At 56.4% G+C, this 22,214-nt stretch carries 26 protein-coding genes; 19 read left to right on the top strand and 7 right to left on the bottom strand.

What is annotated here, in order from left to right:
- Window positions 1-61: 61 nt before the first annotated feature.
- The 14 genes from urtB (at window position 62) to HP15_RS14220 (ending at window position 12,467) form a co-directional block, all read left to right on the top strand.
- The gene (gene urtB, locus HP15_RS14285; RefSeq protein ID WP_014578133.1) at window positions 62-1,660 is read left to right on the top strand and encodes an urea ABC transporter permease subunit UrtB; all 1,599 of its coding nucleotides are present in this window, start codon (window positions 62-64) and stop codon (window positions 1,658-1,660) included.
- A 3-nt stretch (window positions 1,661-1,663) separates the two neighbouring features.
- Window positions 1,664-2,788: an urea ABC transporter permease subunit UrtC gene (gene urtC, locus HP15_RS14280; RefSeq protein ID WP_014578132.1), complete on the top strand. Its 1,125-nt coding sequence runs from the start codon at window positions 1,664-1,666 to the stop codon at window positions 2,786-2,788.
- Entirely contained in the window at window positions 2,785-3,609 is an 825-nt protein-coding gene (urtD, locus tag HP15_RS14275; RefSeq protein WP_014578131.1) for an urea ABC transporter ATP-binding protein UrtD, read from the top strand. The genes urtC and urtD overlap by 4 nt, the downstream gene beginning before the upstream one ends.
- Window positions 3,609-4,307 carry an urea ABC transporter ATP-binding subunit UrtE gene (gene urtE / locus HP15_RS14270; RefSeq protein ID WP_014578130.1) on the top strand — a complete coding sequence of 233 codons (699 nt, stop codon included), beginning with the start codon at window positions 3,609-3,611 and terminating at the stop codon, window positions 4,305-4,307. The genes urtD and urtE overlap by 1 nt, the downstream gene beginning before the upstream one ends.
- Complete coding sequence (locus HP15_RS14265; protein WP_014578129.1) at window positions 4,304-5,200, top strand: urease accessory protein UreD; 897 nt, start codon at window positions 4,304-4,306, stop codon at window positions 5,198-5,200. The genes urtE and HP15_RS14265 overlap by 4 nt, the downstream gene beginning before the upstream one ends.
- Before the next feature lie 41 nt (window positions 5,201-5,241).
- Window positions 5,242-5,544, top strand: a complete 303-nt coding sequence (gene ureA, locus HP15_RS14260; RefSeq protein ID WP_008175208.1) for an urease subunit gamma — start codon at window positions 5,242-5,244, stop codon at window positions 5,542-5,544.
- A 10-nt stretch (window positions 5,545-5,554) separates the two neighbouring features.
- Window positions 5,555-5,872 (top strand): urease subunit beta, encoded by a 318-nt coding sequence (locus tag HP15_RS14255; protein ID WP_008175206.1) that lies wholly within the window; start codon window positions 5,555-5,557, stop codon window positions 5,870-5,872.
- A complete protein-coding gene (ureC, locus tag HP15_RS14250) occupies window positions 5,869-7,572 on the top strand; it encodes an urease subunit alpha (RefSeq protein ID WP_014578128.1) in 1,704 nt (567 codons plus the stop codon). The genes HP15_RS14255 and ureC overlap by 4 nt, the downstream gene beginning before the upstream one ends.
- 48 nt (window positions 7,573-7,620) lie before the next feature.
- On the top strand, window positions 7,621-8,163 hold the full coding sequence (ureE, locus tag HP15_RS14245) for an urease accessory protein UreE (protein WP_014578127.1): 543 nt from the start codon (window positions 7,621-7,623) through the stop codon (window positions 8,161-8,163).
- Complete coding sequence (locus HP15_RS14240; protein ID WP_014578126.1) at window positions 8,135-8,848, top strand: urease accessory protein UreF; 714 nt, start codon at window positions 8,135-8,137, stop codon at window positions 8,846-8,848. The genes ureE and HP15_RS14240 overlap by 29 nt, the downstream gene beginning before the upstream one ends.
- Window positions 8,849-8,870: 22 nt before the next feature.
- Window positions 8,871-9,509: an urease accessory protein UreG gene (gene ureG, locus HP15_RS14235; RefSeq protein ID WP_041645525.1), complete on the top strand. Its 639-nt coding sequence runs from the start codon at window positions 8,871-8,873 to the stop codon at window positions 9,507-9,509.
- A gap of 43 nt (window positions 9,510-9,552) precedes the next feature.
- Window positions 9,553-10,128: a HupE/UreJ family protein gene (locus HP15_RS14230; protein WP_014578124.1), complete on the top strand. Its 576-nt coding sequence runs from the start codon at window positions 9,553-9,555 to the stop codon at window positions 10,126-10,128.
- A gap of 99 nt (window positions 10,129-10,227) precedes the next feature.
- Window positions 10,228-10,455, top strand: a complete 228-nt coding sequence (locus HP15_RS14225) for a hypothetical protein (RefSeq protein WP_041645523.1) — start codon at window positions 10,228-10,230, stop codon at window positions 10,453-10,455.
- Window positions 10,456-10,526: 71 nt separating this feature from the next.
- Window positions 10,527-12,467: a P-loop ATPase, Sll1717 family gene (locus HP15_RS14220; RefSeq protein WP_014578122.1), complete on the top strand. Its 1,941-nt coding sequence runs from the start codon at window positions 10,527-10,529 to the stop codon at window positions 12,465-12,467.
- A 278-nt stretch (window positions 12,468-12,745) separates the two neighbouring features.
- On the opposite strand, the gene HP15_RS14215 is transcribed toward HP15_RS14220, so the two are convergent.
- The 3 genes from HP15_RS14215 to HP15_RS14210 form a co-directional block, all read right to left on the bottom strand.
- Window positions 12,746-13,804, bottom strand: a complete 1,059-nt coding sequence (locus HP15_RS14215; protein ID WP_049784492.1) for a DUF6575 domain-containing protein — start codon at window positions 13,802-13,804, stop codon at window positions 12,746-12,748.
- A gap of 5 nt (window positions 13,805-13,809) precedes the next feature.
- The gene (locus tag HP15_RS22385) at window positions 13,810-14,241 is read right to left on the bottom strand and encodes a hypothetical protein (RefSeq protein ID WP_169702168.1); all 432 of its coding nucleotides are present in this window, start codon (window positions 14,239-14,241) and stop codon (window positions 13,810-13,812) included.
- A gap of 364 nt (window positions 14,242-14,605) precedes the next feature.
- Complete coding sequence (locus HP15_RS14210) at window positions 14,606-15,037, bottom strand: tautomerase family protein (protein ID WP_014578119.1); 432 nt, start codon at window positions 15,035-15,037, stop codon at window positions 14,606-14,608.
- A 179-nt stretch (window positions 15,038-15,216) separates the two neighbouring features.
- Here HP15_RS14210 and HP15_RS14205 point away from each other — a divergent pair, with 179 nt between their 5' ends.
- From HP15_RS14205 to HP15_RS21720, 3 genes are all read left to right on the top strand, one after another.
- Entirely contained in the window at window positions 15,217-16,107 is an 891-nt protein-coding gene (locus HP15_RS14205) for an alpha/beta hydrolase (protein WP_014578118.1), read from the top strand.
- Between the two features lie 116 nt (window positions 16,108-16,223).
- Entirely contained in the window at window positions 16,224-16,529 is a 306-nt protein-coding gene (locus tag HP15_RS14200) for a hypothetical protein (RefSeq protein ID WP_014578117.1), read from the top strand.
- Window positions 16,530-16,597: 68 nt separating this feature from the next.
- Window positions 16,598-17,260 (top strand): hypothetical protein, encoded by a 663-nt coding sequence (locus HP15_RS21720; protein WP_014578116.1) that lies wholly within the window; start codon window positions 16,598-16,600, stop codon window positions 17,258-17,260.
- Between the two features lie 245 nt (window positions 17,261-17,505).
- Here HP15_RS21720 and HP15_RS14190 read toward each other — a convergent pair whose 3' ends face one another.
- Window positions 17,506-18,114, bottom strand: a complete 609-nt coding sequence (locus tag HP15_RS14190; RefSeq protein WP_169702167.1) for a class I SAM-dependent methyltransferase — start codon at window positions 18,112-18,114, stop codon at window positions 17,506-17,508.
- Between the two features lie 131 nt (window positions 18,115-18,245).
- Entirely contained in the window at window positions 18,246-18,788 is a 543-nt protein-coding gene (locus HP15_RS14185) for a nucleoside 2-deoxyribosyltransferase (RefSeq protein ID WP_014578114.1), read from the bottom strand.
- Window positions 18,789-18,936: 148 nt separating this feature from the next.
- On the opposite strand from HP15_RS14185, the gene rho reads away from it, so the two are divergent.
- On the top strand, window positions 18,937-19,992 hold the full coding sequence (gene rho / locus HP15_RS14180; protein WP_227499643.1) for a transcription termination factor Rho: 1,056 nt from the start codon (window positions 18,937-18,939) through the stop codon (window positions 19,990-19,992).
- A gap of 4 nt (window positions 19,993-19,996) precedes the next feature.
- On the opposite strand, the gene HP15_RS14175 is transcribed toward rho, so the two are convergent.
- Window positions 19,997-20,509 carry an MOSC domain-containing protein gene (locus HP15_RS14175; RefSeq protein WP_041645521.1) on the bottom strand — a complete coding sequence of 171 codons (513 nt, stop codon included), beginning with the start codon at window positions 20,507-20,509 and terminating at the stop codon, window positions 19,997-19,999.
- A 37-nt stretch (window positions 20,510-20,546) separates the two neighbouring features.
- Window positions 20,547-21,293 carry an SDR family NAD(P)-dependent oxidoreductase gene (locus HP15_RS14170; RefSeq protein WP_227499642.1) on the bottom strand — a complete coding sequence of 249 codons (747 nt, stop codon included), beginning with the start codon at window positions 21,291-21,293 and terminating at the stop codon, window positions 20,547-20,549.
- 464 nt (window positions 21,294-21,757) lie between these two features.
- Between HP15_RS14170 and HP15_RS14165 the strand changes: the two genes are divergently transcribed.
- On the top strand, window positions 21,758-22,198 hold the full coding sequence (locus HP15_RS14165) for a DUF4174 domain-containing protein (protein WP_014578109.1): 441 nt from the start codon (window positions 21,758-21,760) through the stop codon (window positions 22,196-22,198).
- Window positions 22,199-22,214 lie beyond the last annotated feature (16 nt).

Here is a 22,214-nt window from a genome sequence, read left to right as displayed (position 1 = left end):
GTGGCAGGCGCTGCCTCCGGTTGTTGCCCCGCAACACGCTTGAAACAGACAGGACACTCTCATGAGCATCTGCCGATCGCTCACATTGCTGCTTATCGCCCTGTTATCCCTGCTATCGCTACCTGCAACGGCGCAGGAAGAGGATCCTGGCAAGGCTCTGCTGATCAATCTCGCAGAGGCGCCGGCCAGTAAAGTGGAAGAGGCGGTGAACGCCATCGTCAGCAGTGGTGATGAAAGAGCCAGGGGCTGGCTCGAAGCCTACGGAAATAACCGCCTGAGCCGGGTGAAAGACACCGGGCAGGTTGTACTGGTACTGAACAACCGGGGCAGGGACTGGGAAATTGCCGATCCGCTGACCGGAGAGAATATGGGTGAAATGTCCCGCCGTGAGCTGGACAGAGTTGCCATCAATAACCGCATACGGGGCCAGCTTGAAGGCATACTGGCCATGCTGGACCTGAATGCCAAAGACCCGGATGTGCGAGAAGCCTCCGCGCAGGACATGATGGGCAAAGTGGATGCTTCCCTGGTCGAGCCGCTCGAGGCTCAGCTGGCGAAAGAAGAAGATGCGGCCGTACGCAACCGCATTGAAGAAGCCCTGGCCATCTACCGGGTGGGCGAGGGCAACCTGGAGGCCGTGGACGTGCTCGCCGGCAGCCTGCATCCCCGGGCCCGCGCCGCTTTGAACGAAGCCGTTCGCGGTGACAACGAGGCGCTGGCTCAACGTGCCGCCAAGGCCCTCGAAAGCATTGAACAGAAACTCCAACTGAACCGCGCCGCCGAGACCCTGTATTTCGGCCTCTCCCTCGGTTCGGTTCTGGTGCTTGCCGCCATCGGCCTGGCCATCACCTTCGGCGTGATGGGCGTGATCAACATGGCCCACGGCGAACTGATCATGCTCGGTGCCTATACCACCTGGGGCATGCAGCAACTCTTCCCTGGCCAACCTGGCCTGGCGCTGATCCTGTCGATTCCCGCCGGCTTCCTGGTGGCGGCCACCGCCGGCATCATCATTGAACGCAGCGTGATCCAGTACCTCAAAGGCCGGCCGCTGGAAACCCTGTTGGCCACCTTTGGTATCAGCCTGATCCTGCAGCAGCTGGTGCGCACCGTGATCTCTCCTCAGAACCGTACCGTGGTAACGCCGGACTGGATGAGCGGCTCCCTCGTGATCAACGACGCGCTATCGCTGACCCTGAACCGCCTCTACGTGCTGGCCTTTGCATTGATTGTCTTCGCCGGGCTGATGCTGATCATGCGCAAGACCCGCCTGGGCCTGGAAGTGCGCGCCGTTACCCAGAACCGCGCCATGGCACGCTCCATGGGCATCCGCGCCACCCGGGTAGACATCATGACCTTTGCCCTGGGCTCCGGCGTGGCCGGGCTGGCCGGTGTGGCGCTGTCCCAGCTCACCAACGTGGGCCCGAACCTGGGCCAGAACTACATCATCGATTCCTTCATGGTGGTGGTGTTCGGCGGCGTCGGTAACCTCTGGGGCACGCTCATTGCCGGGCTCTCCCTGGGCACCATCAACCAGCTGCTCGAACCCTGGGCCGGTGCCGTACTCGCCAAGATCATCGTGCTGGTGTTCATCATCCTGTTCATCCAGAAACGGCCGAAGGGGCTCTTCCCCCAGAAAGGCCGGGCAGCGGAGGGTTAAGTTATGTGGTTAACAAGACCCTTACAGGAACGTTCAACCCAGATCTTTCTCGGCGTGCTGTTTTCGGCCGTGGTGCTGGTGACCTTCCTTCACTTGTTCATGCCCCAGGACAGCGCCCTGCATGTGAGCGCCTTTACCGTCACGCTGCTGGGCAAATACCTCTGCTACGCCCTGCTGGCGGTGGCGGTGGACCTGGTGTGGGGTTACCTCGGTATCCTCAGCCTGGGCCACGGCGCCTTCTTTGCCCTCGGCGGCTATGCCATGGGCATGTATCTGATGCGCCAGATTGGTGATCGCGGCGTGTATGGCGACCCGATCCTGCCGGACTTCATGGTGTTCCTGAACTGGCAGGAGCTGCCCTGGTTCTGGCACGGGTTCGACATGGCCTGGTTTGCCTTCATCATGGTGCTTCTGGCCCCGGGCCTTCTGGCGCTGGTGTTCGGCTTCCTGGCCTTCCGCTCACGGGTGACCGGGGTGTACCTCTCCATCATCACCCAGGCGCTCACCTTCGCGCTGATGCTGGCCTTCTTCCGAAACGAGATGGGCTTTGGTGGCAACAACGGCCTCACCGACTTCAAAGACATCCTTGGCTTTAACCTGCGCACCGACGCCACCCGCCTCGGGCTGTTCATCGCCACCGGTATCGCCCTGGCCATTGGCTACGTGATTTGCCGGGGCATTGTGATCAGCAAGCTGGGCCGGGTGAGTGTCGCCTGCCGGGATGCCGAGGCCCGTACCCGCTTCCTGGGTTACCGGGTGGAGCGGGTGCAGCTGTTCGTGTTCGTGGTCTCCGCCATGCTGGCGGGTGTGGCGGGGGCGCTGTATGTGCCCCAGGTGGGCATTATCAACCCCAGCGAATTCTCGCCGCTGTTCTCTATCGAGATCGTGGTGTGGGTGGCCCTGGGTGGCCGGGCGACCCTCTACGGTGCGGTGATCGGGGCCATTCTGGTGAACTACGCCAAAACCGTGTTCACCGGCATCATGCCGGACGCCTGGCTGTTCGCCCTCGGTGGCCTGTTCGTGCTGGTGACCGTGTTCCTGCCCAAGGGCATTGCCGGGCTACTGCAGAAGCGCCGCAAAGCCAGGGAAGATGACGATACCCCCACCGCGCAGGAGGCGACTGTATGAGCTTTTTTCAGGAGCTGACCGACCGCGAGCATGTGTTCGAGTTTCTGACCCAGGTGCAGTCCCCGGTGGACGTGCGCCACGGGCCAATCCTGTACCTGGAAGACGTGAACGTAAGCTTTGACGGCTTCAAGGCCATCAACAACCTCAACCTCACCATCGACGATGGCGAGCTGCGCTGCATCATCGGCCCCAACGGCGCGGGTAAAACCACCATGATGGACATCATCACCGGTAAAACCCGGCCGGATACCGGCTCGGTGTGGTTTGGCAGCCGCCACAACCTGCTCACCATGAACGAGCCGGACATCGCCAGCCTGGGCATCGGCCGCAAGTTCCAGAAACCCACGGTGTTCGAAGCACTCACCGTGTTCGAAAACCTGGAGCTGGCCATGGCGACGGACAAGCGGGTGTTCCCCACGCTCACCGCCATCATGAAAGCCGAATACCGCGACCGCATCGACGAAGTGCTGGAAATGATCGGCCTGGAATCCCTGCGCGACCGCCTCGCCTGCATCCTCTCCCACGGCCAGAAACAGTGGCTGGAAATCGGCATGTTGCTGATGCAGAAACCCCGGCTGCTTCTGGTGGACGAACCGGTAGCGGGCATGACCGAACAGGAAATGGAACGCACCGCCGAACTGCTCACCAGCCTTGCAGGGAAGCAGTCCGTAGTTGTGGTGGAGCACGACATGGGCTTCGTGCGCTCCATCGCCCGCAAGGTGACCGTGCTGCACCAGGGCAGCGTGCTGGCCGAAGGCTCCATGGACCAGGTCTCCAACGATCCGGAAGTGATCAAGGTGTATCTCGGGGAGGAGGCGTAATGCTGAAGATTGAAAAGCTCAACCAGTTCTACGGCGAAAGCCACACCCTCTGGGATCTGGACCTGGATGTGCCCCAGGGCCAGTGCACCTGCGTGATGGGCCGTAACGGCGTGGGCAAGACCACCCTGATGAAATGCATCATGGGCGAGGAAACCACCAAGAACGGCAGCATCGAATTCGCCGGCGACGTGGAACTCACCAAAAAGAAAGTGGAAGACCGCTCCCGGCTGGGCATTGGTTACGTGCCCCAGGGCCGGCAGATCTTCCCGCTGCTGACCGTGGAAGAAAACCTGCGCACCGGCCTGGCCGTGCGCAAGGACGGCAGCAAGAAAATCCCCGAGCGGGTGTACGAACTCTTTCCGGTACTGAAAGAAATGCGCCACCGCCGCGGCGGTGATCTTTCCGGCGGCCAGCAGCAGCAACTGGCCATCGGTCGCGCCCTGGTGATCGAGCCGCGCCTGCTGATCCTCGACGAACCGGGTGAGGGCATCCAGCCCAACATCGTGGCCCAGATTGGCGAGGTGATTCGCAAGCTCATCGAGGAGGACGGCCTGACCGTTCTGCTCGTGGAACAGAAGCTACCGTTCGCCCGCAAATACGCCGACCGGTTTGCCATTCTCGACCGGGGTCGCCGGGTGGCGGAAGGCGAAATCGCCGGCCTGACCGATGAACTCATCAAGAAGCACCTGACGGTATGACGGTTTTTGAACGCATCGAACCCGCCCACGACTCCGGCCACCGCTTCGACGCCGGCCGGCACTGGGCCGCGTCCATTGCCCTGGGCTTCGACGCCCGGCCGGATGGCAGCAACACCGCCACTCGGATGACCCACGTGCGCCATAAAGGCCCGTTGCGGGTGCAACGTCCCTTCTATCCGGAAGGCCGTCATGGCTGCTGCCACGTGTACCTGCTGCATCCGCCGGGCGGATTGGTGAGTGGCGATGCCCTCAGCATCGAGGCTCGGGTAGGTAAAGACTCACACACTCTGCTGACCACGCCAGCGGCGGCCAAGCTCTATAAGGCCGACAGCCACGGTGTGGCCTGGGCCCAGCACACCCGGTTGAAGGTGGAGCAGGGCGGCATTCTCGAATACCTGCCCCAGGAAACCCTGGCGTTTGATGGCTCCCGGGGCGAACAGAGCACCACCATCGAACTGGAAGCCGGCGCCCGATGCATCGGCTGGGAAATCCTCGCCCTCGGCCGCCCGGCCAGCAATCTGCCGTTTGTCTCGGGCCACCTGGAGCAGAAATTCCGCCTGCTGATGGACGGCCGCCCCCTGTGGCTGGAACGCCAGCTTATGGAACCGAATCACGCCCGGTTCAAAGGCCACTGGGGCCAGGGCGGCGCCACCGTACAGGCCACCCTCTGGGTTGTCGGCCTGGACGACGAAGCCGCCGCCATTGAAGAACTCAGGGAAACCCTGCCGGAAAGCCACCGTTGGGCGGTGACCCGCCGCCGGGGTGTGGTGCTGCTGCGCTACCTGGGGCAGGAACGAAACGAAGCCTGGGCGCTGTGCCAGCAAGCCTGGGAACTGATCAGACCAAGACTCACCGGCCAGCCTGCCAGCGTTCCCCGAATCTGGCTGACCTGAATAACAAGCAGAATGCGACGCGATCAACGGAGCAAACAACGATGGAATTAACGCCAAGAGACAAAGACAAACTGCTGCTGTTCACCGCAGCCCTGCTGGCCGAGCGCCGCAAAGCCAAAGGCCTGAAGCTCAACTACCCGGAAGCCGTGGCCCTGATCAGCGCCGAAATCATGGAAGGCGCTCGCGAAGGCCGTACCGTGGCCGAGTTGATGACCGCCGGCACCGAAGTCCTCACCCGTGATGACGTGATGGACGGCATCGCCGAAATGGTCGACGAAGTGCAGGTGGAAGCCACCTTCCCCGATGGCACCAAGCTCGTCACCGTCCACAACCCAATCGTGTAAGGAGCGCGCCATGATCCCCGGTGAATACCAGCTCAAAGACGGCGACATCGAACTCTGCGAAGGCCGCGAACGCATCCAGATAGACGTTGCCAATACCGGCGACCGCCCGATCCAGATCGGCTCTCACTACCACTTTGCCGAAGCCAACCCGGCGCTGGATTTCGATCGCGCCAAGGCCCGTGGCTACCGCCTGGACGTGGCGGCCGGCACCGCCATCCGCTTCGAACCCGGCCAGAGCCGCGAAGTCACACTGATCCCGTTCGCGGGTGGCCGTGAAATCTACGGTTTCCGGCAGGAAGTCATGGGCAAACTGGAGGGCCAGAAATGAAAATTACCCGACAAGCCTACGCCGACATGTACGGCCCAACCACCGGCGACCGGGTTCGGCTCGGCGACACCGACCTGTGGATTGAAGTGGAAAGCGACGCGGCCCACTACGGCGACGAAGTGAAATTCGGCGGCGGCAAGGTTATCCGTGACGGCATGGGCCAGAGCCAGCGTGCCGATGCCGCCGTAATGGACACCGTGATCACCAACGCCCTGATCCTCGACTGGTGGGGCATCGTCAAAGCCGACGTGGGCATCCAGAAAGGCCGCATCGCCGCCATCGGCAAGGCCGGCAACCCGGACACCCAGCCGGACGTGACCATCGTGATTGGCCCCGGCACCGAGATTATCGCTGGTGAGGGTAAGATCCTCACCGCCGGCGGCATTGATGCCCACATCCACTTCATCTGCCCCCAGCAGGTGGAAGAAGCCCTGATGAGCGGCATCACCACCATGCTCGGTGGCGGCACCGGCCCGGCTACGGGCACCAACGCCACCACCTGCACGCCGGGCCCCTGGCACATTGGCAAGATGCTCCAGGCGGTGGATTCCCTGCCCATGAACATCGGCTTCCTGGGCAAGGGCAACGCCTCCCTGCCGGAATCCCTGGAACTGCAGATCCAGGCTGGTGCCATTGGCCTGAAACTGCATGAAGACTGGGGCACCACTCCGGCCAGCATCGACAACTGCCTCACGGTGGCGGACAAATACGACGTGCAGGTGGCGATCCACACCGACACCCTGAACGAATCCGGCTTTGTGGAAGACACCCTGGCCGCGTTCAAGGGGCGCTGCATCCACACCTACCACACCGAAGGCGCCGGCGGTGGCCATGCACCGGACATCATCACCGCCTGCTCCAAGGATTACGTGCTGCCGTCGTCCACCAACCCTACACGGCCCTACACCGTGAACACCATCGACGAACACCTCGATATGCTGATGGTGTGCCACCACCTGGACCCGAACATCCCGGAAGACGTCGCCTTCGCCGACTCCCGTATCCGCCGCGAGACCATCGCCGCCGAGGACATCCTGCAGGACATGGGCGTGATCTCCATGATCGCCTCAGACTCCCAGGCCATGGGCCGCGTGGGCGAAGTGGTGTGCCGCACCTGGCAAACCGCCCACAAGATGAAACAGCAGCGCGGCCTGCTGCCGGAAGACGAAGACCTGGGCGCCGACAACTTGCGCGCCAAACGCTACATCGCCAAGTACACCATTAACCCGGCCATCACCCATGGCATCGCCCATGAAGTGGGTTCCGTGGAAGTGGGCAAGCTGGCGGACCTGGTGCTCTGGAGCCCGGCGTTCTTCGGCGTGAAGCCGGCCACCATTCTCAAGGGCGGCATGATTGCCGCCGCGCCCATGGGCGACCCGAACGCCTCGATCCCCACGCCCCAGCCGGTGCATTACCGCCCGATGTTCGGCGCCTTCGGCAAGGCCGCCAGTGCCACCCGCCTGAGCTTTGTGAGCCAGGCGGCAATTGATGCCGGTATTGGCAAAGAGCTCGGCCTGGACAGCCCGCTATCCGCCTGTAAAGGCGTGCGTGACGTGCGCAAGGGCGACATGAAACTGAACGACGCGTGCCCGCACATCACCGTGGACCCGCAAACCTACGAAGTGCATGCCGATGGCGAACTGCTCACCTGTGAGCCCGCCACCGAACTGCCCCTGGCCCAGCGTTACCATCTCTTTTAGTCAATACAGCTCAAGGCTGTTCTGAGCCGGGAATAAGAGGACATTGTTATGTTGGAACTGATTGAACGCATCGGTGACGTGAAATCCACCGGCATCGATACCAGCGAGATTCTGGACAACCTGATCCTGCCTTACGAGCTGCGTATCCGTGGCCGGCTGCGCGCCACCACCGAAACCAACGTGGACGTAGGCCTGTTCCTGGATCGCGGCCCGGTGCTGCGGGACGGCGACCTGCTGCAGGCCAGAACCGGCGAGATCGTACGCATTCGCGCCGCCGAAGAGCAGGTAGTGACGGCCCGCATTAAGTCCGGCCAGCCGCTGGCCCGCCTGTGCTACCACCTGGGCAACCGCCACGTGACTCTGGCCATCGGTGAAGACGAGCAGGGCAGCTTCGTGCGCTTCCCGCCGGATCACGTACTGGAAGAGCTGGCCGAGCGCCTGGGCGCCACCGTGGTGCACCACACCGCTCCATTTGACCCCGAGCCCGGCGCCTACTCCCAAGCTGGCCATTCCCATGGGCACGGCCACAGCCATTCACACGATCACGACCACGGGCACAGCCATGGCCACAGTCATAAACACACCCACTGAGGCCGCCACCCCGCAGGTGGACGACCTGGCATTGCTGGGCCTGATGCAACTGGTCAGCCCCGCACTGCCCATCGGCGCCTTCGCCTGGTCCCAGGGCCTGGAAAGCGCCTTCGAGCTGGGCTGGGTGAATAACGAAGCCGAACTGGCCCAGTGGATTGAAGGCGTGTTGGAAGACGGCCTGAGCCGCTGCGAATTGCCCCTGCTGGTGCGTTTGCAGACCGCGTGGGCCGAAGGTGACGCCATTGCGCTGGCCAAGTGGAACGACTGGCTGCATGCCACCCGGGAAACCGCCGAACTGAGCGACGAAGACACCCGCCTTGGCGGCGCCCTCGTCACGCTATTGCGCAACCTGGAGCTGCTGCCCGAGCCACACTTGATTCCGGAAGAGCCTGGCTACATCACCATGTTCGCCTGGGCCGCCCACAAACGCTTTGTGCCGGTTCGTCAGACGCTGCTCGGCTTCGCCTGGGCCTGGCTGGAAAACCAGCTCGCCGTGGCCTGCAAGGCATTGCCTTTGGGCCACACCGCCGCGCAGCGCATTATCGAACGGCTACGGCCGCAGCTGGCGGTGGCGGTAGACACGGCCCTGGAACGAAACGATCACGAACTCGGGCCCATCCTGCCGGGACTGGCGCTCGGAAGTGCCCTGCATGAAACACAGTATTCACGGCTTTTCAGAAGCTGAATAACAATTGAGGAGATCTGCCATGACACATTGTCTGAGAGTTGGAGTGGGTGGCCCGGTTGGTTCCGGTAAAACCGCCCTGCTGCGCCAGTTGTGCAAAGCCCTGCGGGACCACTACGACATCGCCGTGGTGACCAACGACATCTACACCCGGGAAGACGCCGACTTCCTCCTCCGCCACGAAGCCCTGGCCGCAGACCGCATCCTCGGCGTGGAAACCGGCGGCTGCCCGCACACCGCCATTCGTGAGGACGCCTCCATGAACCTGGCGGCCATCGACGACCTGCAAAACCGCCACCCAAATCTGGAACTGGTGCTGGTGGAATCCGGCGGCGACAACCTCTCCGCCACCTTCAGCCCGGAACTGAGCGACCTCACCCTGTACGTGATCGACGTTTCCGCCGGCGACAAGATTCCCCGCAAAGGCGGCCCCGGCATCACCAAATCCGACCTGCTGATCATCAACAAGATCGACATCGCCGAACAGGTGCACGCCTCCCTGGATGTAATGGAACGGGACAGCAAGAAAATGCGCGGCGAACGGCCCTTTGTGTTTACCAACCTGTATGACGGGGTAGGGCTGGAGACGATCATCAGCTTCATTCTGGAGCGGGGCATGTTGCCGGAACGCCGCCCTGAAAAACTGGCGGAAACCGCCTGAGCCAACCGACTTCGAACGACTTGAGAACCATCAGGAGAAAACCATGAAACTCACAGCCAAACTCCTCACCGCTGCAGCGTTGCTGACTGTTTCTGCCACTGCCATGGCTCACTCCGGCCATGCCGAAGGCGGATTCACCAGCGGTTTGCTGCACCCCATGCTGGGCCTGGACCACCTGCTGGCCATGGCCGCCATCGGCTTCTGGAGTGTGCGCCAGAGCAAACACATGAAGAACGCCACCCCCGCCTTCGTGATCGGTGGCATGATTCTCGGTGCCACCCTCGCCTGGAGCGGCCTGAGCCTGCCCGGCGTTGAAACAGGGATTACGTTCTCCGTACTGGTCGCTGGTATCTTAATTGCCACACTGGCGAAACTGCCGACGGCTGTGGGCGGTACTCTGGTTGGGGCGTTTATGCTGTTCCACGGTTTTGCTCATGGGGCGGAGATGCCTGCGGGGGCGACTCTTGCCGCTTACCTGGCTGGGTTCTCTATCGCTACACTCGCAATTACCCTGGTTGGCCGTGGGCTGGGTAGCTTGATGTTGAAGGCGGATAGCCGGTTTAGTCGCGGTGTTGGCGGTGTGCTGGCGGTTGCGGGGGCGTACCTGGCGGCTGCCTGATACTCACTTCGACTGCAGCAAAAAACAAGACAGCCGCTCGGGGAACCGGGCGGCTTTTCCGCTATCCATCTGAAAGATAAATCTGTCCCGGTTTTCACAATGGTGCGCAACGAAATCGGAAAAACCAACCTTATGAAACGAGCTAGGGGCGAGGGCACGAGGAAAAGCGGCGGAATAAAACTTTTGGGCCGAGTGGAACTCCCGATAGAGAAAGTGAAAGACCGCTCTCGCATCGTTCTCGGCAACTCGCTTCAAAGCCGGCAGATTTTTCTGTTGCTGGCCGCGGAAGAAAACCTCTACACCGAACTTTTTGTGAGTTTTTCTTAGTTTTATTTTCGTAGCTAGTCGGGCACCATAGCCATCATAATTCTACGGGTTTTTGCTGGTTTAGGGTGGTTATGAAAGGGAATCTTCTGGGAGATATAAGAGCCGAAAACGACCTACAAATGCTGGAGTCGGCATTTCTCGAAACATCAGACTATAAGGCCATACTGGAATCCGGTGACCGTTGTTTGGTGGTGGGTCGAAGGGGTACCGGCAAGAGCGCACTGGTTTATCGACTGAATAAGCATATCCGAGCGCAGGCGAAGACCTTCGTCATAAATGTTGCTCCAGAAGAAGAGCAAATGATCGGTTTAAGGTCGGCCTTCGCAAAGTTCTCCGAAAAGTTCGCTTATGTCAAGGCGGCCTCAAAGCTATGTTGGAGATATGCTGTATACATGGAAATTATTTCGGCTGTAAACGGTCACTACAAGCTCGGAAAGCTGTTGGATCATGTTGTTATTCAGCCTTATATTAACGAGTGGAAAACAAGTGGCAGGACGGTAACCGTCAGACTTAGAAAAAAGATAAAATCGGTAATGTCCGAGTTAGATGCTCCTGAAGAAATTATTGGTGACCTATCTGATAAACTGGATCTTGATACATTGGAGCATGCTCTTTACTCCGTATTTTCAAAGGCAGATCAGAAAATTGTAATATTAGCTGACAGGCTGGATGAAGGGTATTCTCCGGATGTTGTTGGTATTGGAGTAATTGATGGTTTCGTTCAAGCTTTAATTGATTTGAATTCGAAATACTCTAGAAATGTAAGGGCTATAGCATTTCTTAGAGACAACATGTTTCGGTCTATTGTTATAAATGATCCTGATTTTACAAGAAATATTGAGGGCCAAGTTCTTCGGCTACACTGGGATGATTACGACCTTTTTAATCTTGTTTGTAATAGGTTGAGAATTGCAATTAATTCCAGGCAAGAGAATAACGTAAAAGTTTGGAATGGCGCTGTCGCAGACATCCTAAAAGGCAGAGAAGGTTTCCGGGTTGCATTAAGATTGACGCTCTATCGTCCCAGAGACATTTTAGTTTTATTAAACAATGCATTTCTCAAGGCGAGCTCCCAAGATAGGAACACGATCATCGTGTCTGATATCGAGCAGTCTGCCAAATCTGTATCCGAGAACCGGCTTTACGATCTGTTTAAGGAATATGAAAATATATTTCCCGCGTTGCAGGAGTTTGTTTCTGGGTTCTCGTCAGGCTCTGCAGAACTCTCTATAGAGGAAGCTAACTCTAAAATCAGGCAGATTCTAGAGGGGGAATTCAGTGACCCGAATACGCAAAGGGATGTCATTGTTCTGGAGAAACCGCACAAGGTACTTCAGCGATTGTACGGGATTGGTTTTGTAGGTATTTACGATGAAAGATCAAGTTCGTTTGTATTTTGTCATGATGGGAGGGAGCTTTCGAAGGAAATCGGTGAAAGTTCGCGATTATTGGTGCATCCTTGTTATTGGTTGGCATTAAATCTTAAGCAAAAAGAGCTCTCAATACAAGATGCTGAAGATATACATGATGAATACGATATTGAGGTAAGCTCAATCTCCCAAGAGCAGCGCGCCGCGACAATTGGTCGTATAATTGAAGAGATAAAGGAAATACCGGAAGGCAGGGGTGGTGCCCATGATTTCGAGGAGTGGTGTTATCAAGCGATAAAGTTAGTTTTTGCCGGAAGTTTGGTTAATATTGAAATGCATCCCAATAAGAATAAGTTGCAACAGAGAGATATTGTTGCAACTAATATGTCTAATAATAGCTTTTGGCAACGAGTTTTTGATGACTACAAAGTTAGGCAGGTTGTTTTCGAGATAAAAAATTATGAGGGTTTGACAGCGGCAGATTATCGTCAAGTTAACTCTTATCTTCATAATGATTACGGAAACTTGGCGTTTATCGTGTGTAGGGATCCGGATAATAATTTAAACGCCTTAGTTGGGCGAAAGAGCTTTATTTTGAGCATAAAAAAGTGGTCATCAAAATATCATACAAGTATTTGGTAAAACATTTATCGAAGCTGCGCAACCCTCAGAAACATGATGCAGCGGTTAAGGAACTCAACAAGTTGCTTGATACATACATTAGGCATTATTTGCCGATTTCCGCTAAGTGATCTGACAATCCGATAAATTTTGGGGATCTGGGGCAGATCTATTTTTTTGGTTGGCCGCGGATAATAACGGTATACAAGTTTCGATCCCATTCTGGTTGCCGTAAGAAAAACTATTGGTAAGGTTGATATAGAAAACTCGGGTTAGTCCATTTTGCCCCGGTCTTCGCCTCATGTAAGCAGTGATGATCCAATTGAAAGATGTCCTCGAACTATGTACGGCCTGAGCTTTTTTAGTCGTCGATAATACGCCAGAAGGATTCTTAGCTGTAAGAGCGGGCTAGCATGAACTTTTTTGAAGTTTTCTTGGTACTCTGTCCAGTCCATCATTTCGAAAAAGGTGTCAACATACGCCATTATTTCTTTATTAGTGTCCGGAGTTAGGCTTCTTTCGTGTTGATTTCGCTCTTCCTCAAAGCCCGCTATTTTATGGTCTTTAAAGAAGTTGTAAACATCTTTATAAAACTGTTCAGATTCTCTGAAGTTTTCCTCGTTTTCTATATAATTGGCGGCTGATTCAATCTTCTCAGCGAGCTTTGGAAGAAGGTTTACCTTTATGTGTCCAGGTGAGTTATATCGAAGCTCCGAAATTCTAACCCTATGTATGGATGGAATGACTGAGCGTAATCCTGTGAAAACGTTGACAGAGCTGAATCCACCAGTCCAACCCTTTAAAATTCGCGAAAACGAATGGGATACCGCATCTCGTTGGAGATGCTCCAGTCCATAATGAAAAGAGTATAGTTGTTGATAGGTTTTTGGTATCAACGACAAATCATCAATATACATACCTCCATCCAGCCCTAAATAATATTCTTCTGTCTCCTCGTCCCGTAGGGCTGTCGCTGCATCGGTAGATATCTCATCAAAAAGATAAGATTCCGGGTCTGGTATATAGTCTTGGGGTAAATCCGATAAATTGGTAAGCGTGAAGTTTGTTCGTCTATGGCTTGGAGTAACGTCAAATACAACAAAGCTATCGAGACTCTGGAAAACTTCCAAAAGGCTTGTCTCTTGTTTCAGGTAACTCCCTAGCAACTCTCGACTGAGCGGGAGGATGCACCAGCGATTTCTCGAATTGCTACAGTCAAGCCAAGAAAATAGAGCATCTTCTCCGTCCTCGCTCTTAAATAAACTAAGGAGAGGGCCGTCAAAGTCAACCAGGTCAGCATTCCATGTGTACTGAGGTATATCTTTAGCTGATATCTTTTTCCCCTCAATATTTGGCATTTTTTTCATGGAATTGGCCCATCAATAAAAAAGCTGTCGGACATTTTGATATTTTTATAAGGGTGAAAGTCAAAGTGTCCTACCTCATTGGAAGGGGTGCAGACACCATGATCGGGAGTGATTTCAGCTTTAGCAACGTGAGTTCCTAGCACCTTGCGAGCTTTTCTGAAAGAGCACTCTACTCGTTTAAAGGCAGTAATGCTCTTCTCTTTCGTATCATGCATTGATATCCCCCAGCATGAACACTTTTCTTCTACGTCTTTCGCTTTATTTAATCGAGCTGGATTTTTACGTGCCTGAGGCAAAAAGTGAGCTTCTGAAATTGGTGAGAAGACCCAACGCCATGCGGTAAGGTTGGCCTCGTGAGCAGTCTGAGGAGGGCACGTTGAGCCGTTTTGAGAGATTGCTGCCAATTCACTCTGGTACTTGAACGTCATTGTGTTCAGCCGTTTGTTCTAAGTCTGAATTTTTCCAAAAGGGTACCAGCTTAATCATTATCACGCTAACGCGAGAGGGAATCCGAGAGAAAACTGGGATTGAATTTTTTTCGTCTTCTCTGACGGATCCAGCGCTTTAGTCAGTCACTTCTAACCTCCAACATGCTCCGGTTTATGTTGGCGTTCAGAACAGAAGGGATTCTGTTTTTCAAAAGCAAGGAGGTACTGATGCCGCGACGGGCCAGAGTGATTGTGGCCGGTTTTCCAGACAAATCGGAGCCCGAAGTGAAAGCGCGCAGTTGTTACGGTTGCCGCAAAAGATTTGAGCCCTCTGAGGGAAACCGGGACAGATCTATTAATGCGGTTATTTGTTTAAGCTGGCCCGCTTTTCCGAAGACATTCCCTTTTCCCACACAGCTTCCTCTCCCGGCGCCGGCAAAAACCGCCCAAACTCGATCATCTGGGTGGCCGGAATGTCCTGCAGATAGATCCAGACGTCCTCAGCTGTGATCTCCACGATTTGGGTGATTTCTTCAAGCATCTGGCTCATCAGGGCCTGTTTGATCTCGATGCTTCTGCCCTCCCGCACCAGGCCGTGCACATATACCTGAGGCGCGGTGTTCACTCTGCCACCCACAAAGTGGTCGCCCGCACTGGCCGCGGAAAAAAGAACCTGGGCAAAGAACCGGGGAGCGCCGGTTTGGGCATTGTGGGCCGCTGTGATGGCCTCGGCGATCTGTGATTTCTGCTGCGGCGACAGAGACAGATTCGCGACCGTGACGGTGTAAGTGGGCATGGGAAACTCCTGCCATGGGTTGTACGTTTGCACTGGATCTAGCCACTATGGGAGTGAGGCGGGCTTGTTTCACTATAGCAACGCTTATCTGCCTGGCCCCGGCGATTTACGCTGCCGATTTGATATTGAAGCAATGAGCTATCCTGAGACTCTCGACCTTCAAGCATGAGAGCCAAACAATGATCGAAACGCCCCTGGAATTTCAGAGCGACGGTACAACCTGTCGCGGTGTTCTCTATACGCCGGATGCCGGCAGTAAAGGTTTACCGTGTGTCGTCATGGCCCATGGTTTTGGGCTGACTCATGCCAGCGGTCTGGCACCGTTTAAGGAAGCCTTCTGCAATGCGGGTTACGCGGTTTTTGCCTTTGACTACCGCCATTTCGGCGACAGTGACGGCCAGCCACGGCAAACGCTGAGCCCCGGGAAGGAAGTGGCAGATTGGTTGGCAGCACTAAATTTTGTGCGGCAGCTCGATCGTGTGGATGGCGGCCGGATTTGCCTGTGGGGAACGTCGTTTTCCGGCGGGCTTGTGATTGCGGCCGCGGCAAAGGATGGAAACGTGCAATGCACCATCTCCCAATGCCCGATGATGGATGGTCTGGCGTCTTTGCTGGGGGTAGTCAGTTATGCCGGCTTCATGCAGGCGATGCGCCTGACCTGGCACGGAACGGTCGACTGGCTTCGTCGTGGGCTGGGGCTGTCTCCCCGGTATATTGCATCGGCCGGCCGCCCCGGCGAGTTGGGCATGATGACGGCTGAGGACTGCCAGGAGGGGTATGTTCCCTTGCTGGCGGATAACGCGTCGAATTACGTCGCGGCGGGAGTGAGTTATGCGATTCCTCTTTTCCGGCCCATCCGGTTGGCCAGCAAAGTCGCCTGCCCGGCACTGGTATTAATCTGCGACGAGGATACGGTCGCCCCGGCTAGTGCTGCGGTCAAAGCGGCCGAGAGAATGCCGAACGCGGACGTGAAGCACTATCCTGTCGGCCATTTTGATGTCTATCGGGGCGAAGCTCTGGATCGGTCCATCGAAGATCAGCTGGATTTCCTGGCCCGGTTTTTACGGTGACAGCGAAAACCGGGGCAAAGCTATTTTGGATGGGGTTAAGGGCATAGAATTGGCGAATGGTATCGACTGGGTGCGGATGTGCACTCAGATAACAACCGCAAAGACAGGCCCTCACTATGAATGTGGATAAAGCAAAAAAACGTATCGCAAAGCAGGTTAAGAAGGGCTTTCACGGCTATCCGTTGGTTTCGCTGGAGTACTTTGGTAAAGCGAACTCTGGCAAAACGCCCGATTCAGCCAGCGAGGTTGTGATTTCTTATACCGAGGAAGAGGGCGCGGAACCTCAGAAGCAAACGTTCGTAAGTGGCAGTGATGCCAGGGAAGATGAAACCATTCAGTCCACACTCCTCAAAATCATTGAGCGGGCAGATGCAAAAACGGTTACTGAGATCGACGGTATTTCCACTGTTCGTGAAAGCTGAAGCTCGGGACACCGGGTGACCGCTCAGAATCGAGACAGGCCCATTTTCGGAAAGCGTTCGACATAACCATGCACAGCAGCAGCCTTCGAGGCACCGATTTCAACATCACCCAGAATGGCGAGGCGATTCCGCACGCGGACTTGTTCTCATTGTTTCAGGATACGGATCGCCTTGGCATCGTTGTCCCTCGTCGGTTTGAGGGCATTGGGGCAATGACCCTCATCATGGCCTACGTCACCGCGTTTTATGACCGCTATCGGGAGCGCGGGCCAGAGTTTTATGCCTACCCGGATTTCTTTACGTTTCAGCGAGAGGCCCCCTGTGCCGACTATGGCATGTTCGACATCTGGCCAAACCACAAGAACGTCCACGTTCCACAAGACGCACAGCAGGCCGCAGAGGCCATTAACGGGCGGGGCGTGAACGTTTTGCTGGTTCCCGACAACGATGCGCGGGAGGTTGCGATCTCACCGGTTGAACGGGAAAGCGCCAGGCGCAATGTCCAGCAATGCTTTGCCTACTCGGGGTCCGGTACTGCGGCGCTGTCCGATCTTGTCATTGAGTGCCGGAGTGAACTGCTCCGGGATTATGCATTGTCCGTTTTCGATTCCGTGCCTGCCGACGAATCGGTGCTGGAGCATCGCAGCCAATGGGAGGCCCGACTGGCCGGCGACACGTTGCGTCAAACGTTTCGCTCGTTGGATCTTGATGATGCTTTGCGGAGGATCTGAATTGCGCAATGCCGACGTGCCGGCAATGCGACTCGTGCCCGGTTGCCGCTCTCTATTTCGAACAGGTGTACAAAAAGCGCAACAAACGCCTCTCGCTCGTTAACCGGTGAACGCCGGCCAAAAATCGCTGCACGCCCAGAAAGTTCTCTTCACCCTCACAGGCGATAAGTGCCTCTTTTCGTTTTTCGCGCGCATCGTGCCAACGTTTGGACAACAGAGCACAATTCTCGGTGGTATCGCGAGCTTCAAGCAGCTTGAGGCCGGATTCCTGTATTAATTGCTCGTTGACGCCGGGGGGGGCTGAAAAAATACAGACCGTCTGGGCATCGATTCTCAAGCTCTTCATAGGAAATCAGTCCGCCAATCACCAAAGCGTCGCTAAAGACGAATTTCCCACCAGGTTTTAGCAACCGTTGTGTGTTGGAGAGAACTTCTCGCCGACGAGGGACATGACACAGGACATCCGTGGAATAGATGGCGTCAAACGAATTGTCTTCATAGGGCAATTCTTCAGACGCATCGTGTTGTTCGAATTTCACGAGGGCGCTGACCTTCTCATCTTCGGCCAACGCATTCGCCGTTTTCACGCCCGATTCATTTATCTCGAACCCTACAACCCGACAGCCTATACGCTTTGCCAGGCCGACAGCGTACCCGCCAGATCCACAGCCGATGTCCAGGACCGATGAATCCGATATCAGCTGAAGTAACTCAGGTATCTCGTGGGATTCTTCAGTCGAAACCCAGCTGGTTTGCCCATAATCCTCGCCATAAGTCTCCAGCCGCACCTCGCTGTAGGTTTCCAGCGAGTAATTGCTGTACGAGCTACTGTAGAGATCGATCTTTTTGCTCATGGGTTCTTCCCTTCCTGTGCTGCTGACTTTTGCTGCCAGGTAGTGGATACGGGAAACCGGTGGTCTTGTTTCACTGTAGCAACGCCTGCACTTCGTCACCACGAGCTAGCTTGGGGGAAACCGGGACAGATTTATTTTTTTATCGCCCTCACGCAACGGCGGAACAGCTCTGCCGAAAAGTACCGGTGTTCGCCGGGCTGCTCTGCCACGAAGAGCTGGCCACCTGAACTGTAGATTCCGCCCTCGATCATCAGGTTGTCGCTCATTTCAAAGTCTTCAATGGTATGGCCCAGTTCGTCCAGGTCGGTGGCGCCTGCTCGTTCCCGGTAATATCGGCTTTCGAGGGTAAACCCGAAGGCGGGTTTACCCTGTCCGATCATATACCCCACCTCAAAGACGGTGCCCGGGTCCGCGCTGATGCCGCGGAAGGGGGTCAGGTTGGCGATGATGGCATCGCAGCTGTCCATCAGTTCCCGGTTGGCCCGGTAGATCCGATGCCCGCGCCTGAATTTCGCCTCGTTGGCGGACAGTGCCAGTTCAGTATCCAGCGGGTCTACGCCCTCCAGTCCGTTTTCCTGTAGCAGGCGTTTTTTCTCGGCCACGATGGCCTGATGTTCAGCTGCGGGGAAGAAAACTTCCGGGCCGGCGAGGTAGATTCGTTTTGGCTTCGTCATGGGTGCCTCATAGAGCTGATGAAACTGCAGGATAGCATTCAGTATTTCGGAGGTAGCAGAAATGGTGCAGCGTGGTCATACTCGCCAGCCTGCTTTCACGTTCCTTTGTGACCGTTCGGATGAGTGAAAAGCGGGACAGACGTATTTTGTGCACGCTGGTGTTTTGCCTTGGGCTGTGTTTTTCGAAAAATATGTATCAAACAAGAGCTATCAAACAATCATGACGAGAAAGACATTAGGTTTAACCGGAACACGAAAAAAAGACCCTAAACCAGTGGCTACGGAAACCGAAGCTATGGTTGAGGTTGAAAGTGAGGCTGATCCACAAAAACGTTTTTTAAATGCTGTGGCTATCAATCCCGCGCCGGGGATTCGCCTGGAGTTGGGTTCCGAACAGCTCACGGTGCGCGCGATGGATTTGATCACGCCGATTGGCATGGGGCAGCGAGGTTTGATCGTTGCGCCGCCGGGGTCTGGAAAATCGACGGTTTTAAAACATATTTGCCAGGCGGTGGGAAAGGCGTATCCCGAGATTAAACTCTACGCGTTATTGATAGATGAGCGACCCGAGGAGGTCACTGATTTCAGGCGTAGCGTCCCGGCTGAGGTACACGCTTCTTCTTCGGATGAAAGCTATGCTCATCACGTTCGCGTTGCCGATGAACTTCTTGATATCGCTCGCCAACAAGCGGGCGAGGGTCACAACGTTATGATTGTGATTGATTCTCTCACGAGGCTTTCGCGTGTGCATAATGCGGAGCGAAAGAGCAGCGGTCGTACTATGTCTGGCGGGATGGATGCTCGAGCGATGGAGATCCCGCGGAGGTTGTTTGGCGCTGCACGAAACATTGAGAATGGCGGCTCGCTGACCATTCTGGCAACCGTTCTGGTGGATACGGGCAGCCGCATGGACCAGGTTATCTTTGAGGAATTCAAGGGCACGGGAAACATGGAGCTGGTGTTATCGAGAGACGTTGCGAATCAGCGAATTTTTCCCGCGCTGGATATTTCGAAAAGCAGTACACGCCGTGAAGAGCTGCTGTTGGATCCAAAAGATTTAGACAAAATAAGAGCATTGCGCCGGGCGCTTGGCGGTCTTAAACCGCTAGAGGGCACAAAAAAGTTGGTGGAGCTGCTTGAGAAGTACCCCACAAACGCCGAGCTTCTGAAAAACATCCCCGGTCACGATGGCCCGGTGCGCTGATGGCTCAGGGCTGATCCTTTTGGGGTAATAGCAACGCCTGCACTTCGTCACCAAGAGCCAGCTCACCCCCTTCAACCACTCGTGTGGTAATGCCGCCATGCCCACGCATGGCGTTATACCCACCCGGCCCGAGGGCAGTCTCCATCTTGCTGCAGGGGTGGCACAGGCCCGTGTATTCCAGCACCACACCACCAATCCGGAACCGTTTGCCTTTCAGGGCCAGTAGGTTCAGGCCAGAGACAACGATGTTGCGCCGGAAAACCTCGGGGTCAATGGCTTCCCGCTGCAGGCACGAGGCAATGGCATGCAGGTGTTCTTTCTGGATCAGGGTCACTTGCCGTTTGCTGGTGTCGCGGCCCTTGAATCGATCCCCATCCAGCCCTTTGCCCGGGGTGACCGTTGCCCTCTTGAGCACCTGCATGGGCTCGCCGCGTGCAGGGCGGATGCCAATCCACTCAACGCGGCCGCATTGGGGGAGTGTGTCGAGCAGGGTTTGAAGTGGGGTCGATTCGGGCATGGGCGTTATAAAACTCCTTGTGCGATTGGTTGGCGGTTCAGGACAAAACCTGGCCGCCGTCCACCACCAGTGTCTGGCCGGTAATCCAGCGGGCCAGATCGGAGGCCAGAAATAACGCCACGTCGGCGACTTCCTCCGGCGTGCCCAGGCGCCCGAAGGGGATCCCCTCGCGAATACGCTGGTAGAGCTCTGGATTGTTCTGCCGGGCCTGATCCCACACGCCGCCCGGAAACTCGATCGAGCCAGGGGCAATGCCATTAACACGCACTTTATGCGGGGCCATGGTCACCGCCAGGCTGCCGGTGTAGTGAGCGACCGCGGCCTTGATGGCTGCGTAGGGGGCGGTGCGTGTTGAGGCGTGCAGGGCGGCGATGGAGGCAATGTTGATGATCGTGCCCCCGGTTTCCTTGAGCGCCGGAAGGCAGATGTGGCCGGCGCGAACCGTGCCCATCAGATCCACTTCAACACTGCTCAACCAGCCTTCTTCGTTGTCCTCCCGCCCGAACGCCGAGGCGCAATTGACCAGCACGTCCAGGCCGCCCAGCTCGCCCATGGCGTTCTGCAGATAAGCTTCCAGCTCGGCCTTGTCGCCGATGTCGCAGGGGGTCACATGCAGTGCCAGCCCCTCGCTTGCCACTTCTTCTGCCAGAGCGTCCAGGGACGCCTGCCCGCGGGCGCACACAGAGACGCTGGCCCCGGCCCGGGCAAAGCCCAACGCGATTGCCCGGCCAATCCCCTTGCTGCCGCCAGCGACGATGACGCGCCGGCCGTGGAAATCAAACATCACTGAATGCTCCTGTTTTCCCATAAGGTTTGGTCTCGCCCTCGGGCATCGCGAAGTGTTTTGTCTAGGTTCTCTTTTTGAATTTCACTTTGCAATTGCCGCCCAGAGCTCGGGTTCCCCGCAAGTTGACAGTATTGGCTATCATTAGGAGTATCTTACGCCAGCTCCTGCGATCAGCAGCCGCGTTTTCAACCGGTTTGTGAGGAGGCCTGCCCTGTTTGAAATGGATCACGACGGTGCTCCTTTTTTGATTGTGGGTGGGGTGACGAAGGGTGTCGAAACCTGAACCTACGACTACGTGTTGCTGGTAACTATATCAGTACCTGAGGCTTTCGTTTCGGTTCCGCTTTTCGCTGCAGCTTGGTCAGCTCTACAACCAATGTAAGCTTCAAATGGCAGCCAGTATGATCAGGTGAGCCCAGGTTCTCGTATCGTCTTGAGATAATGTTCACGGGAATAAAGGCATGAGTTTCAATCTGGTCGCCACCACAAGGCAAGCCACTCTGACGGTGGTGCTTTCGCTTATCACACTGACGACTCACGGGGCCGACATGAACAGGCTGGACGACTACCAGTGGAAAAACCGGCTTATCCTGGTTCAAGCCACCAGCGAGAATGGCGGTGAGATCGAATCGCTCAGGAGTGCCCGGGCAGAGATCGATGACCGGGATATTGTCTGGTTTGTGAACACCGGGTCGGATGTGGTTTCAAATCAGAAGGCGGTTTCGGGCAGCCTCGAGACCGACATCAAGGCTGTTCTTGACGAGTCCCGTTCGTATGGCCGGGTCCTGTTGATCGGCAAAGACGGCGGTATCAAAAGCCGCGAATCGAGTCTCGACCTCGACGCTATTTTCCGCCGTATCGACGGCATGCCGATGCGCATTCGGGAGATGCGCGCTGATTGAAGCATCAGACCCGATC

This window comes from Marinobacter adhaerens HP15 (assembly GCF_000166295.1).
In the GTDB taxonomy this organism is placed as follows: domain Bacteria; phylum Pseudomonadota; class Gammaproteobacteria; order Pseudomonadales; family Oleiphilaceae; genus Marinobacter; species Marinobacter adhaerens.
This window is presented reverse-complemented; position numbering and strand designations above follow the sequence as displayed.

What these genes read in the sequence shown, in the direction of transcription:
- urtB (WP_014578133.1), top strand. Translation starts at nt 62, where the DNA reads ATGAGCATCTGCCGATCGCTCACATTGCTGCTTATCGCCCTGTTATCC.
- urtC (WP_014578132.1), top strand. Translation starts at nt 1,664, where the DNA reads ATGTGGTTAACAAGACCCTTACAGGAACGTTCAACCCAGATCTTTCTC.
- urtD (WP_014578131.1), top strand. Translation starts at nt 2,785, where the DNA reads ATGAGCTTTTTTCAGGAGCTGACCGACCGCGAGCATGTGTTCGAGTTT.
- urtE (WP_014578130.1), top strand. Translation starts at nt 3,609, where the DNA reads ATGCTGAAGATTGAAAAGCTCAACCAGTTCTACGGCGAAAGCCACACC.
- HP15_RS14265 (WP_014578129.1), top strand. Translation starts at nt 4,304, where the DNA reads ATGACGGTTTTTGAACGCATCGAACCCGCCCACGACTCCGGCCACCGC.
- ureA (WP_008175208.1), top strand. Translation starts at nt 5,242, where the DNA reads ATGGAATTAACGCCAAGAGACAAAGACAAACTGCTGCTGTTCACCGCA.
- HP15_RS14255 (WP_008175206.1), top strand. Translation starts at nt 5,555, where the DNA reads ATGATCCCCGGTGAATACCAGCTCAAAGACGGCGACATCGAACTCTGC.
- ureC (WP_014578128.1), top strand. Translation starts at nt 5,869, where the DNA reads ATGAAAATTACCCGACAAGCCTACGCCGACATGTACGGCCCAACCACC.
- ureE (WP_014578127.1), top strand. Translation starts at nt 7,621, where the DNA reads ATGTTGGAACTGATTGAACGCATCGGTGACGTGAAATCCACCGGCATC.
- HP15_RS14240 (WP_014578126.1), top strand. Translation starts at nt 8,135, where the DNA reads ATGGCCACAGTCATAAACACACCCACTGAGGCCGCCACCCCGCAGGTG.
- ureG (WP_041645525.1), top strand. Translation starts at nt 8,871, where the DNA reads ATGACACATTGTCTGAGAGTTGGAGTGGGTGGCCCGGTTGGTTCCGGT.
- HP15_RS14230 (WP_014578124.1), top strand. Translation starts at nt 9,553, where the DNA reads ATGAAACTCACAGCCAAACTCCTCACCGCTGCAGCGTTGCTGACTGTT.
- HP15_RS14225 (WP_041645523.1), top strand. Translation starts at nt 10,228, where the DNA reads ATGGTGCGCAACGAAATCGGAAAAACCAACCTTATGAAACGAGCTAGG.
- HP15_RS14220 (WP_014578122.1), top strand. Translation starts at nt 10,527, where the DNA reads ATGAAAGGGAATCTTCTGGGAGATATAAGAGCCGAAAACGACCTACAA.
- HP15_RS14215 (WP_049784492.1), bottom strand. Translation starts at nt 13,804, where the DNA reads ATGCCAAATATTGAGGGGAAAAAGATATCAGCTAAAGATATACCTCAG.
- HP15_RS22385 (WP_169702168.1), bottom strand. Translation starts at nt 14,241, where the DNA reads ATGACGTTCAAGTACCAGAGTGAATTGGCAGCAATCTCTCAAAACGGC.
- HP15_RS14210 (WP_014578119.1), bottom strand. Translation starts at nt 15,037, where the DNA reads ATGCCCACTTACACCGTCACGGTCGCGAATCTGTCTCTGTCGCCGCAG.
- HP15_RS14205 (WP_014578118.1), top strand. Translation starts at nt 15,217, where the DNA reads ATGATCGAAACGCCCCTGGAATTTCAGAGCGACGGTACAACCTGTCGC.
- HP15_RS14200 (WP_014578117.1), top strand. Translation starts at nt 16,224, where the DNA reads ATGAATGTGGATAAAGCAAAAAAACGTATCGCAAAGCAGGTTAAGAAG.
- HP15_RS21720 (WP_014578116.1), top strand. Translation starts at nt 16,598, where the DNA reads ATGCACAGCAGCAGCCTTCGAGGCACCGATTTCAACATCACCCAGAAT.
- HP15_RS14190 (WP_169702167.1), bottom strand. Translation starts at nt 18,114, where the DNA reads ATGAGCAAAAAGATCGATCTCTACAGTAGCTCGTACAGCAATTACTCG.
- HP15_RS14185 (WP_014578114.1), bottom strand. Translation starts at nt 18,788, where the DNA reads ATGACGAAGCCAAAACGAATCTACCTCGCCGGCCCGGAAGTTTTCTTC.
- HP15_RS14175 (WP_041645521.1), bottom strand. Translation starts at nt 20,509, where the DNA reads ATGCCCGAATCGACCCCACTTCAAACCCTGCTCGACACACTCCCCCAA.
- HP15_RS14170 (WP_227499642.1), bottom strand. Translation starts at nt 21,293, where the DNA reads ATGTTTGATTTCCACGGCCGGCGCGTCATCGTCGCTGGCGGCAGCAAG.
- HP15_RS14165 (WP_014578109.1), top strand. Translation starts at nt 21,758, where the DNA reads ATGAGTTTCAATCTGGTCGCCACCACAAGGCAAGCCACTCTGACGGTG.